Here is a 12,888-nt window from a genome sequence, read left to right on the forward strand (position 1 = left end):
ACTTCACTATATTATTTTCCTAAACAAAATTGAGAGAACAACTGGTCAATTAAGCTTTCATGCACTGTGTCCCCAGTAATTTCACCAAGTATTTCCCACGTTCTTGTTAAATCAATTTGTACCATATCAATTGGTACACCATTTTCAATCGCCTCAACTGCATCACCGATTGTTTTTCCTGCTTGTGTTAATAATCCAATATGTCTCGCATTAGAAACATATGTCATATCTGCAGAATCGATTGTTCCTTCAAAGAATAAATCAGCTATTGCCTTTTCGAGTTCATCTATTCCTTGTTCCTCAATTAAGGATGTTGTAATAACACGATTTCCCGCGGCTAACTCTGTAACACGTTCCATATCAATCGCTTGCGGTAAATCAGTCTTATTCACAATAACAATAAAGTCTTTTCCTTGTACCGCACGGAATAGATCTTCATCCTCATTTGTTAAAGCCTCGCTATAGTTGACAACAACTAATACTAAATCCGCTTGGCTCATCATTTCTTTTGAACGTTCCACACCAATTCGTTCAACAACATCTTCTGTCTCCCGAATACCGGCTGTATCTATAAGTTTAAGAGGTACACCACGCACGTTAACGTACTCTTCAATAACATCACGAGTTGTTCCTGCAATATCAGTTACAATTGCCTTTTTCTCCTGAACAAGACTATTTAATAACGATGATTTCCCAACGTTAGGTCTACCGATAATTGCTGTAGCAATACCTTCACGTAAAATTTTCCCCTGTTTTGATGTTTCTAATATTTTTTCGATTTCCGAACGAACATGCGTCGCTTTCTCAATTAAAATATTATGTGTCATCTCTTCTACATCATCGTATTCTGGATAATCTATATTTACCTCAACATGAGCTAATGTTTCTAATATTTCTTGACGCAAAAGACCAATTAATTTAGATAATCGCCCTTCCATTTGATTAATTGCTACATTCATCGCACGATCTGTTTTTGCTCGAATCAAATCCATAACAGCTTCTGCTTGTGATAAGTCGATACGTCCATTTAAAAAAGCACGTTTTGTAAATTCGCCCGGTTCTGCCAATCGTACTCCTTGTGCTAGAATAAGTTGCAATACTTTATTTACTGAAACAAGTCCACCGTGACAGTTAATTTCCACTATATTTTCACGTGTAAAAGTCCTTGGTGCGCGCATAATAGACACCATAACTTCTTCAATAACTTGATTTGTATCTAAATCAACAATATGACCATAATGAATAGTGTGAGAAGGAACCTCTGTTAAATCCTTCCCCTTAAAAATACGATCAACTTTCTCAACCGCATCATCCCCACTTACTCGAACAATGGCAATTGCACCCTCTCCAAGCGCTGTGGAAATCGCAGCAATTGTATCAAATTCCATGTCCTTTCACCTCACTTGCTTATTTATCTCTATTTCAACATGATTATTTCTTTCACTAAATTATTAGGATACCATAACGAACCTATCTACAAAAGAAGAATAACTCATTTTATTATATCCCCATGTAAAAAACACTAAACTTATTCACAGTGGATAAGTTTAGTGTTTTTTAGTTATCCACATCTATTTTCCGCTCAAAAAAACCGGCACTCATTTGAGCAACCGGTCATTTAGGAGATATTACAACATGCCGATGTGGTTCATTTCCTTCAGAAGTTGTATTGATACCTTGATGATTTGATAATGCCTGATGAATAATTTTTCGTTCAAAAGATGGCATTGGTTCTAAAATAACTCTTTTTTTCGTATTAAATACTTGTTTCGCTAATCGATAAGAAAGTGATTCTAACGTACTTTTTCTTTTACTACGATAATTTTCAGCATCTAGTGTAATACCGATATACTGCTTCGTGTTACGATTCGCGACAAGTTTTGTTAAATACTGTAAAGAGTTCAATGTATTACCTCTTTTACCAATTAAAACACCTACATTATCACCAGAAATTGTAAATTCGATTTCGCGTCCTTTTACAATTTTACTAATCTCGACTTCCACACCCATATCGTGAATAACATTTCTTAAATATTCTTCACATTCTTGAATTGGATCTTTCTTCAATACAACTTCTACTACTGCAGGGCGATTCCCAAATAAACCTAAGAATCCCCTTTTACCCTCATCGACAATATTTATATCTACTCGATCTTTTGATGTATTTAATTGCCTTAAAGCATCCTCTACTGCCAGCTCGACTGTTTGTCCTTTAGCAGTAATTACACTCACTTGCTTGAGCCTCCAGCCTTACCAGCCTTACTAGCCTTAATCTCTGGCCCTTTAATAAAGTACATTTGAGCAATACCAAAGATATTACCAACAACCCAGTAAAGTGATAATGCAGCTGGGAAGTTAATTGCAAAGATTAAAATCATAATCGGCATAAGCCAAAGCATCATTGCCATTTGTGGATTTTGACCAGCTGTTCCTGCCATTGCAAGCTTTTGCTGAATAAATGTCGTAATTGCTGCAACGACTGGTAAGATATAGAACGGGTCTGCATGTCCTAAATCGAACCATAAGAAACTATGTTGTTTAATTTCAGCTGTTCTCATAATTGCATGATAAAAAGCGAACAGAATTGGCATTTGAATAAAGATTGGTAAACAACCAGCTAATGGATTTACACCATTTTTTTGGTATAACTGCATCATTTCTTGCTGCAGTTTTTGCTGTGTCGCTTGATCTTTAGAGCTATATTTCTCTTTTAACTTCACCATTTCCGGTTGTAACGCTTGCATCGCTTTCGTACTCTTCGTTTGTTTAATCATTAATGGTAATAACGCAAAACGAATGATAAGAGTCGTAACAACAATTGCTAAACCATAATTACTGTTAAATAAGTTTGCAAAATACGTGATTAACTGAGAAAGCGGGTATACGAAGTATTCATTCCAAATTCCAGTGCTTTTTGGTGTAATTGGCTGATTTACTTCACTACAGCCAGCAGTAATCGCCATTAATGCAATAAGCATGGCTAGTAAACCTAATTTCTTTTTCAAAGCCTACTCCTCCTTGTATCGGTATGTATATAGTGTAATTCATTTCCTTACGCTACTTTTTTATTCTTTTCATACCAGAGCGTTTAAAGACATGAATTAAGCTTTTCTTTACTTCTTCATATGTCATCTCTGCACAAGGCTTCCTTGCTATTATAACAAAATCTTTTCCAGAAGCTATCTCATCTTTTAACTCTGTAATAGCCTGACGGACCATGCGCTTAATTCGATTACGAACTACTGCATTTCCTATTTTCTTGCTAACAGAAAGGCCGATGCGAAAGTTTGGCTGTTCTTCTTTATCTAATTGGTATACAACAAACTGACGATTTGCATTTGATTTTCCTTTTTGAAAAACCGCCTGGAATTCATCATTCTTCTTTATACGATGTTTTTTCTTCATATCAATTGACACTCCTGTATTTCATCAGCGGAAATTCACTATTATTAGAAAAAAAGACCACTGAACGATCAGTGGTCTACGCAGATAATACTTTTCTTCCTTTACGACGACGAGCTGCTAGCACTTTACGTCCGTTCGCTGTGCTCATACGGCTGCGGAAACCATGTACTTTGCTGCGCTTACGTTTATTTGGTTGGTAAGTTCTTTTCATTATATGACACCTCCCTGAGGAATATCTGTTAAAGACAGTCCTATAAATTATAGTTAATTAACTAGGAAAATGTCAATGGTTCTAGAAATTTTCATCAAATATTCATTTTGAACCTATTCACATACTTTTTCACAGCACCTATATTTCCTTGTGGATAAATATTTTTTCGCGCTTTTTATATCCACAAACTTTTTTCGCACTTTTACACAGTATATCGTGTTGTGGACAAGTTTATTCCACAAGGTATTGATTTTGTGGATAACTTTCTTAAATTCATTGCTATAGCCACTTTTTTTTGATATTATAGTTGTGTTTTCACTTTGAATAAGTTTTCCACATCTTTATCTTATCCACAATTTGTGTATAACATGTGGACAGTTTTAATCACATGTGGGTAAATAGTTGTCCACATTTGCTTTTTTTGTCGAAAACCCTATCTCATATACAAACGACGTTTTTAGGTTTTAAAATACGTTTCGTATAAATATACATTTTATATTTATTAGGTTGTACATTTGTTGCGCAACCTTATTCTTTTACCAACTTAGTAAAGGAGGGACACCTTTGGAAAATATCTCTGATTTATGGAATAGTGCCTTAAAAGAATTAGAAAAAAAGGTAAGCAAGCCTAGTTATGAGACATGGTTAAAATCCACAACGGCTCATAACTTGAAGAAAGACGTATTAACGATTACAGCTCCGAATGAATTTGCTCGTGACTGGCTAGAATCTCATTACTCCGAACTAATTTCAGAAACACTATACGATTTAACAGGGGCAAAATTAGCAATTCGCTTTATTATTCCCCAAAGTCAAGCTGAAGAGGACATTGATCTGCCTCCAGTTAAGCCGAATCCAGCACAAGATGATTCAGCTCATTTACCACAGAGCATGTTAAATCCAAAATATACATTCGATACATTTGTTATTGGCTCTGGTAACCGTTTTGCCCATGCAGCTTCATTAGCTGTAGCTGAGGCGCCAGCTAAAGCGTATAATCCACTCTTTATTTACGGGGGAGTTGGACTTGGAAAGACACATTTAATGCACGCAATTGGTCATTATGTAATTGAACATAATCCAAATGCAAAAGTTGTATATTTATCATCAGAAAAATTTACAAATGAATTTATTAACTCTATTCGTGATAATAAAGCTGTTGATTTTCGTAATAAATATCGTAACGTAGATGTTTTATTGATAGATGATATTCAATTTCTTGCTGGAAAAGAACAGACTCAAGAAGAGTTTTTCCATACATTTAATGCATTACACGAAGAAAGTAAACAAATTGTAATTTCTAGTGACCGACCACCAAAAGAAATTCCAACTTTAGAAGATCGTCTTCGTTCCCGCTTTGAATGGGGACTTATTACAGACATTACGCCGCCAGATTTAGAGACACGAATTGCGATTTTACGCAAAAAAGCAAAAGCTGAAGGGCTTGATATACCAAATGAAGTTATGCTTTATATCGCAAATCAAATTGATTCAAATATTCGTGAATTAGAAGGTGCACTTATCCGAGTTGTAGCTTATTCATCTTTAATTAATAAAGATATTAATGCTGATTTAGCAGCTGAAGCACTTAAAGATATTATTCCAAATTCTAAGCCGAAAATTATCTCTATTTATGATATTCAAAAAGCTGTCGGGGACGTTTATCAAGTGAAATTAGAAGATTTTAAAGCGAAAAAACGTACAAAATCAGTTGCGTTTCCTCGCCAAATTGCAATGTATTTATCGCGCGAACTTACAGATTCCTCTTTACCAAAAATAGGTGAAGAATTTGGTGGACGTGATCATACAACAGTTATCCATGCCCATGAAAAAATCTCTAAACTACTAAAAACCGATACGCAATTACAAAAGCAAGTTGAAGAAATTAATGGTATTTTAAAGTAGTAGCTGAATAGTGTGAATAACTTACCTTGTTTTACGCACAGTCTATCCACATGTAGATAGACTGTTTTTACATCCTTTAGCGGGGTTATCCACATATCCACAAGCCCTATTACTATTACTACTATTTTTTATCTTTATTAATTAAATAAAATCTTATACTTACCGGAGGTTTTTCTTTATGCGTTTTACAATACAAAAAGACTATCTTGTAAGAGGTGTACAAGATGTAATGAAGGCAGTTTCTTCTCGTACAACAATCCCAATTCTTACGGGAATTAAAGTTGTAGCAACTGAAGAAGGAGTTACATTAACAGGAAGCGATGCTGATATTTCAATTGAATCGTTTATTCCAGTCGAAGAAGATGGAAAAGAAATCGTAGAAATAGCTCAATCAGGAAGCATTGTTTTACAGGCAAAATATTTTAGTGAGATCGTAAAAAAACTACCTAAAGACACTGTCGAAATTTCTGTAGAAAATCATTTTATGACAAAAATAAAATCTGGAAAATCAGAGTTTAACTTAAATGGTTTAGATTCTGCAGAATATCCGTTATTGCCACAGATTGAAGAACATCATGTATTTAAGATACCAACAGATTTACTTAAACATATGATCAGACAAACTGTATTTGCAGTTTCTACTTCTGAAACAAGACCAATCTTGACAGGTGTAAACTGGAAGGTATATAACAGCGAGTTAACTTGTATTGCAACAGATAGTCATAGGCTGGCACTTCGAAAAGCAAAAATTGAAGGACATAACATTGCAGATGAATTCCAAGCTAATGTTGTTATCCCAGGTAAGAGCTTAAATGAATTAAGTAAAATTTTAGATGAGTCTGAAGAAATGGTAGATATCGTTATTACGGAGTATCAAGTATTATTCCGTACAAAACATTTATTATTCTTCTCAAGATTGTTAGAAGGGAATTATCCTGATACGACACGTTTAATTCCGGCAGAGAGTAAAACGGATATTTTTGTGAATACAAAAGAATTCCTACAAGCAATTGATCGCGCTTCACTATTAGCAAGAGATGGCCGCAATAACGTTGTTAAATTATCAACTTTAGAGCAAGAAATGCTAGAGATTTCTTCGAATTCACCAGAAATCGGAAAAGTTGTTGAAGAAGTACAATGCGAAAAAGTAGATGGAGAAGAGTTAAAAATATCTTTTAGTGCAAAATATATGATGGATGCATTGAAAGCTTTGGATAGTACAGAGATTAAAGTTAGCTTTACTGGGGCGATGAGACCGTTCTTAATTCGTACAGTAAATGATGATTCAATTATTCAATTAATTTTACCGGTTCGTACTTACTAGGTAAGGAATAAGGGTTGCTAGTTTAAAGATGCTAGTGGCCCTTATTTGATTTTTGGGTATTACTTTCCTAATGCTAGTTTATTTAGTACAATGAAAGAATGAACACTTTCAGAAAGTGAGCGATTTTATGAAACGTATTAAAATTTCAACAGAGTATATTACACTAGGACAATTTTTAAAGTTAGCTGATGTAATTGATACAGGTGGCGCTGTAAAATGGTTTTTACAAGAATATGAAGTGTACGTGAACAACGAACTTGAAAATAGAAGAGGTCGCAAACTATATGCGAATGATGTTATTGAAATTCCAGGAAGCGGAACTTTCCAAGTTCAGGCATAAAGGGGGAGCCCTTTGTTTATTTCAGAAATACAATTAAAAAACTATCGCAATTATGAAAAATTAGAGCTTTCCTTTGAAGATAAGGTAAATGTAATTATCGGCGAAAATGCGCAAGGGAAAACAAATTTGATGGAAGCTATTTATGTTTTAGCGATGGCGAAATCTCATAGAACCTCTAATGATCGCGAACTTATCCGCTGGGATGAAGATTTTGGTCAAATAAAAGGGAAATTACAAAAAAGAAACAGTTCTTTGTCTTTGGAATTAAATATTTCGAAAAAAGGTAAAAAGGCAAAATTAAATCAACTTGAACAGCAAAAGTTAAGTCAATATATTGGCGTGATGAACGTTGTCATGTTTGCCCCAGAAGATTTAAATCTTGTAAAAGGAAGCCCTCAAGTAAGAAGACGCTTTTTAGATATGGAATTAGGACAAATAGCTCCTGTATATTTGTATGAATTAAGTCAATATCAAAAGGTGCTCACGCAACGAAATCACTTGTTGAAAAAAATGCAAGGGAATAGTAAGAATGAGGAAACGATGTTGGATGTATTTACACTTCAACTAATTGAGCATGGTGCGAAAATACTGCAAAAACGTTTTGAATTTTTGCATTTGCTACAGGAATGGGCAGCTCCAATTCATCGAGGTATAAGCCGTGGATTAGAAGAGTTAGAAATTGTCTATAAACCAAGTGTAGATGTATCAGAATCAATGGATTTGTCGAAAATAAAAGAAGTATACTATGAAAGTTTTCAATCTGTGAAACAACGTGAAATTTTCCGTGGTACGACTTTAATTGGTCCTCATCGTGACGATTTACAATTCTTCGTTAATAGTAAAAATGTTCAAGTCTTTGGTTCGCAAGGACAACAACGAACGACCGCACTATCCCTAAAATTAGCTGAAATTGAATTGATTTATTCAGAGGTTAAAGAATATCCAATCCTTTTGTTGGATGATGTTTTATCAGAATTAGATGATTATCGTCAATCACATCTTTTAAATACAATTCAAGGAAAAGTGCAAACATTTGTTACAACGACGAGTGTCGACGGAATTGAACACGAAACATTAAAAGAAGCGAAAACAATTCATGTAACGAACGGCACTGTAGATTGTGAAATAGATAGGGAATAACCCCTGTTTAAATGGAAAAGTAGGTGATCTTTGTGTCAATGGAACAAAAGCAAATGCAAGAAAATGCATATGATGAAAGTCAGATACAGGTGCTTGAAGGACTAGAGGCAGTTCGGAAACGCCCTGGTATGTATATTGGATCTACAAGTGGAAAAGGGCTTCACCATCTTGTTTGGGAAATCGTAGATAATAGTATTGATGAAGCACTTGCAGGTTATTGTGATGAAATTAATGTTAGTATCGAAGAAGATAATAGTATTCGTGTAACGGATAATGGGCGTGGTATTCCGGTTGGTATACAAGAAAAAATGGGACGTCCAGCTGTAGAAGTTATTATGACTGTTCTCCACGCCGGTGGTAAATTTGGCGGTGGCGGTTATAAAGTTTCTGGTGGTTTACATGGTGTTGGGGCATCGGTTGTAAATGCTCTATCAACAGAATTAGAAGTATTTGTACATCGTGAAGGTAAAATCCATTACCAAAAATACGAAAGAGGTATTCCGGTTGCGGATTTAAAAGTCATTGGTGACACCGATCAAACAGGAACAATAACTCGATTTAAACCAGATCCGGAAATTTTCCAAGAAACAACAGTATACGATTTTGATACGCTAGCAACTCGTATGCGTGAATTAGCGTTTTTAAATCGTAATATTAAATTAACAATTGAAGATAAACGTGAACATAAGCAAAAGAAAGAATTCCATTACGAAGGTGGAATTAAATCATACGTTGAGCATTTAAATCGCTCAAAACAACCGATTCATGAAGAGCCTGTGTACGTAGAAGGTTCAAAAGATGGTATTCAGGTTGAGGTTTCTCTTCAATATAACGAAGGATACACAAATAATATTTACTCATTTACGAATAACATCCATACGTATGAAGGTGGTACACATGAGGTAGGTTTTAAAACAGCTTTAACTCGTGTAATCAACGACTATGGTCGTAAAAATAGCATTTTAAAAGATGCGGACAGTAATTTAACTGGTGAGGATGTTCGTGAAGGTTTAACAGCAATTGTATCAATCAAGCATCCAAATCCACAATTTGAAGGACAAACGAAGACAAAACTTGGGAATAGTGAAGCGAGAACAATTACAGAGTCTGTATTCTCAGAGGCATTTGAAAAGTTCTTACTAGAAAATCCTAATGTAGCGCGAAAAATTGTAGAAAAAGGTACGATGGCTGCACGTGCACGTGTAGCTGCGAAAAAAGCGCGTGAATTGACACGTCGAAAGAGTGCGTTAGAAGTTTCAAGTTTACCTGGTAAATTAGCTGATTGCTCTTCGAAAGATCCAGCAATTAGTGAAATTTACATCGTAGAGGGTGACTCTGCGGGTGGATCTGCAAAACAAGGACGCGATCGTCATTTCCAAGCAATTTTACCGCTGAAGGGTAAAATTATTAATGTGGAAAAGGCGCGCTTAGATAAGATTTTATCAAATGATGAAGTTCGTACAATTATTACGGCAATCGGTACAAATATTGGTGGAGACTTCGATATTGAAAAAGCACGCTATCATAAAGTTATTATTATGACCGATGCCGATGTTGATGGTGCACATATTCGTACCCTATTATTAACGTTCTTCTATCGTTATATGCGTCAAATAATTGAGTGTGGTTATATCTATATTGCACAGCCGCCATTGTTTAAAATACAACAAGGTAAAAAAATTCAATATGCTTACAACGATAAGGAACTTGAAAAAATCTTAGCTGAGCTACCAGCCCAGCCGAAACCAGGAATTCAACGTTATAAAGGTCTTGGGGAGATGAATCCAACTCAGCTATGGGAGACGACAATGGATCCAGAAGTACGTTCGTTACTTCAAGTTTCTCTTCAAGATGCAATAGAAGCAGACGAAACGTTTGAAATTTTAATGGGTGATAAAGTAGAACCGCGTCGTAACTTTATCCAAGAGAATGCAAAATACGTGAAGAACCTTGATATTTAAATGAGTAATGACAGGAATCTAAGTATTCCTGTCTTCTACATATAAATCAATGTATGTGTAACGGAAATGTAAGAGGAGGTGCTCGTTGATGTCAGACAATCAACAACAAGCACGAATTCGAGAAATTAATATTAGTCATGAAATGCGTACCTCATTTTTAGATTACGCAATGAGTGTTATCGTATCTCGTGCATTACCAGATGTTCGTGATGGATTAAAACCTGTGCATCGTAGGGTTTTATATGCGATGAATGATTTAGGAATTACAGCTGATAAAGCGTATAAGAAATCAGCACGTATTGTCGGTGAAGTAATCGGTAAGTATCACCCTCATGGTGATTCAGCCGTTTATGAAACAATGGTACGTATGGCGCAAGATTTTAGTCAACGTTATATGCTTGTAGATGGGCATGGTAACTTCGGTTCTGTAGATGGAGATTCAGCAGCAGCAATGCGTTATACAGAGGCAAGAATGTCTAAGATTTCTATGGAATTAATACGTGATATTTCAAAAAATACAATTGATTATCAAGATAACTATGATGGTTCCGAAAGAGAACCGATAGTACTACCAGCGCGTTTCCCTAATTTATTAGTAAACGGTACAACAGGTATTGCTGTTGGTATGGCAACAAATATACCGCCGCATCAGCTTGGCGAAGTAATTGATGGTGTGCTGGCATTAAGTCATAATCCTGATATTACTATCGCAGAATTGATGGAATATATTCCTGGTCCAGACTTTCCGACGGCAGGTTTAATTTTAGGAAGAAGTGGAATTCGAAGAGCTTATGAAACAGGTCGCGGTTCCATTATGCTTCGTGCTAAGGTTGAAATTGAAGAGAAGTCAAACGGTAAACAATCTATTATCGTAACTGAACTACCTTATCAAGTTAATAAGGCGCGATTAATTGAAAAAATCGCAGAATTAGTTCGCGATAAGAAAATTGAAGGTATTACAGATTTACGTGATGAATCAGATCGTAATGGTATGCGTATTGTCATGGAAGTACGTCGTGATGCTAATGCAAACGTACTATTAAACAATCTATATAAACATACAGCGCTTCAAACAAGTTTCGGTATTAATATGTTGTCTCTTGTAAATGGGGAGCCACAAGTACTAAATTTAAAACAAAATCTATATCATTATTTAGAGCATCAGAAGGTAGTAATTCGTAGACGTACTGCTTATGAATTAGAAAAAGCAGAAGCACGTGCTCATATTTTAGAAGGATTACGAATAGCTTTAGATCATCTTGATGAAGTTATTACGTTAATTCGTAGTTCAAAAACGGCAGATATTGCAAAGCAAGGCTTAATGGAACGTTTTGGTTTAAGTGAGAAACAAGCGCAAGCGATTTTAGATATGCGTCTGCAACGCTTAACTGGATTAGAACGTGAAAAAATTGAGCAAGAATATCAAGACTTAATGAAGTTAATTGCTGAATTAAAAGCGATTTTAGCAGATGAAGAAAAAGTTCTTGAGATTATTCGTGAAGAATTAACAGAAGTAAAAGAGCGTTTCAATGATAAGAGACGAACAGAAATTACAATTGGCGGTATGGAATTTATTGAAGATGAAGATTTAATTCCTGAACAAAACATTGCGATTACGTTAACTCATAACGGTTATATTAAGAGGTTACCAGCTTCTACGTACAAAACACAGAACCGTGGGGGACGTGGTGTGCAAGGAATGGGTACGAATGATGATGACTTTGTTGAACATTTATTAACAACGTCTACTCATGATCATATTTTATTCTTTACAAACAAGGGTAAAGTATACCGTACGAAAGGATATGAAATTCCAGAGTATAGTCGTACTGCAAAAGGACTACCAATTATTAACCTATTAGGGGTAGATAAGGGTGAGTGGATTAACGCTATTATTCCGATTCGTGAATTTGGTGACGATCAGTTCTTATTCTTTACGACAAAACAAGGGGTTTCTAAGAGAACGCCACTTTCATCATTTGCAAATATACGTACAAATGGTTTAATTGCAATTTCTCTTCGTGAAGAGGATGAAGTAATATCTGTACGTTTAACATCGGGTGATAAGGATATTATTGTCGGGACAAGTAACGGTATGCTAATTCGTTTCAATGAACAAGATGTTCGTTCTATGGGACGTAATGCTGCAGGTGTTAAAGCTATTACGTTGGGCGATGAAGACCAAGTTGTAGGTATGGAAATTGTCGAAGAGGATGTAAATGTTCTAATTGTAACGAAAAATGGTTACGGAAAGCGTACACCGATTGATGAATACCGTCTGCAAAGTCGCGGTGGTAAAGGTCTGAAAACTTGTAACATTACAGATAAGAACGGTAAATTAGTAGCTGTTAAGTCTGTTACAGGTGAAGAAGATATTATGTTAATTACAGCGGCAGGCGTTATTATTCGTATGCCAGTTGATCAAATCTCTCAAATGGGACGTAATACACAAGGTGTTCGTCTAATTCGATTAGAGGAAGACCAAGAGGTAGCGACGGTAGCAAAAGCACAAAAAGATGAAGAGGAAGAAACGAGTGAAGAGGTTTCTTCAGAAGAATAAGAGAGGGGATTTTCCCTCTCTTTATTTTTTTATAATAATACT

Annotated in this window: 11 protein-coding genes; 6 read left to right on the top strand and 5 right to left on the bottom strand. The window is 35.5% G+C overall.

What is annotated here, in order from left to right; all coding sequences use genetic code 11:
* Positions 1-11 precede the first annotated feature (11 nt).
* The 5 genes from mnmE to rpmH all read right to left on the bottom strand — a co-directional run bounded on the left by mnmE (position 12) and on the right by rpmH (position 3,616).
* A complete protein-coding gene (gene mnmE, locus ACUL40_RS19655) occupies positions 12-1,388 on the bottom strand; it encodes a tRNA uridine-5-carboxymethylaminomethyl(34) synthesis GTPase MnmE (RefSeq protein WP_000393757.1) in 1,377 nt (458 codons plus the stop codon).
* A gap of 226 nt (positions 1,389-1,614) precedes the next feature.
* The gene (gene jag / locus ACUL40_RS19660; protein WP_000111516.1) at positions 1,615-2,232 is read right to left on the bottom strand and encodes an RNA-binding cell elongation regulator Jag/EloR; all 618 of its coding nucleotides are present in this window, start codon (positions 2,230-2,232) and stop codon (positions 1,615-1,617) included.
* On the bottom strand, positions 2,229-3,005 hold the full coding sequence (gene spoIIIJ, locus ACUL40_RS19665) for a YidC family membrane integrase SpoIIIJ (protein ID WP_000727734.1): 777 nt from the start codon (positions 3,003-3,005) through the stop codon (positions 2,229-2,231). Before spoIIIJ ends, jag begins: the two co-directional genes overlap by 4 nt.
* A 52-nt stretch (positions 3,006-3,057) precedes the next feature.
* A complete protein-coding gene (gene rnpA, locus ACUL40_RS19670) occupies positions 3,058-3,405 on the bottom strand; it encodes a ribonuclease P protein component (protein WP_000726619.1) in 348 nt (115 codons plus the stop codon).
* Between the two features lie 76 nt (positions 3,406-3,481).
* Positions 3,482-3,616, bottom strand: coding sequence for a 50S ribosomal protein L34 (rpmH, locus tag ACUL40_RS19675; RefSeq protein WP_000831901.1), 135 nt, complete (start codon positions 3,614-3,616; stop codon positions 3,482-3,484).
* A gap of 564 nt (positions 3,617-4,180) precedes the next feature.
* On the opposite strand from rpmH, the gene dnaA reads away from it, so the two are divergent.
* The 6 genes from dnaA to gyrA all read left to right on the top strand — a co-directional run bounded on the left by dnaA (position 4,181) and on the right by gyrA (position 12,846).
* The gene (dnaA, locus tag ACUL40_RS19680) at positions 4,181-5,521 is read left to right on the top strand and encodes a chromosomal replication initiator protein DnaA (protein WP_000428017.1); all 1,341 of its coding nucleotides are present in this window, start codon (positions 4,181-4,183) and stop codon (positions 5,519-5,521) included.
* Positions 5,522-5,699: 178 nt separating this feature from the next.
* A complete protein-coding gene (dnaN, locus tag ACUL40_RS19685) occupies positions 5,700-6,845 on the top strand; it encodes a DNA polymerase III subunit beta (RefSeq protein ID WP_001212884.1) in 1,146 nt (381 codons plus the stop codon).
* Between the two features lie 127 nt (positions 6,846-6,972).
* Entirely contained in the window at positions 6,973-7,185 is a 213-nt protein-coding gene (gene yaaA / locus ACUL40_RS19690; protein WP_000821364.1) for a S4 domain-containing protein YaaA, read from the top strand.
* 12 nt (positions 7,186-7,197) lie between these two features.
* Complete coding sequence (gene recF, locus ACUL40_RS19695; protein ID WP_000470745.1) at positions 7,198-8,325, top strand: DNA replication/repair protein RecF; 1,128 nt, start codon at positions 7,198-7,200, stop codon at positions 8,323-8,325.
* Positions 8,326-8,363: 38 nt separating this feature from the next.
* Positions 8,364-10,286, top strand: a complete 1,923-nt coding sequence (gene gyrB / locus ACUL40_RS19700; RefSeq protein ID WP_000435982.1) for a DNA topoisomerase (ATP-hydrolyzing) subunit B — start codon at positions 8,364-8,366, stop codon at positions 10,284-10,286.
* A gap of 88 nt (positions 10,287-10,374) precedes the next feature.
* Positions 10,375-12,846, top strand: a complete 2,472-nt coding sequence (gyrA, locus tag ACUL40_RS19705) for a DNA gyrase subunit A (protein WP_001282864.1) — start codon at positions 10,375-10,377, stop codon at positions 12,844-12,846.
* The last annotated feature ends 42 nt before the right edge of the window (positions 12,847-12,888 follow it).

It is taken from the genome of Bacillus sp. KNSH39, from assembly GCF_052656585.1.

What these genes read in the sequence shown, in the direction of transcription:
- dnaN (WP_001212884.1), top strand. Translation starts at nt 5,700, where the DNA reads ATGCGTTTTACAATACAAAAAGACTATCTTGTAAGAGGTGTACAAGAT.
- yaaA (WP_000821364.1), top strand. Translation starts at nt 6,973, where the DNA reads ATGAAACGTATTAAAATTTCAACAGAGTATATTACACTAGGACAATTT.
- gyrB (WP_000435982.1), top strand. Translation starts at nt 8,364, where the DNA reads ATGGAACAAAAGCAAATGCAAGAAAATGCATATGATGAAAGTCAGATA.
- rnpA (WP_000726619.1), bottom strand. Translation starts at nt 3,405, where the DNA reads ATGAAGAAAAAACATCGTATAAAGAAGAATGATGAATTCCAGGCGGTT.
- gyrA (WP_001282864.1), top strand. Translation starts at nt 10,375, where the DNA reads ATGTCAGACAATCAACAACAAGCACGAATTCGAGAAATTAATATTAGT.
- rpmH (WP_000831901.1), bottom strand. Translation starts at nt 3,616, where the DNA reads ATGAAAAGAACTTACCAACCAAATAAACGTAAGCGCAGCAAAGTACAT.
- mnmE (WP_000393757.1), bottom strand. Translation starts at nt 1,388, where the DNA reads ATGGAATTTGATACAATTGCTGCGATTTCCACAGCGCTTGGAGAGGGT.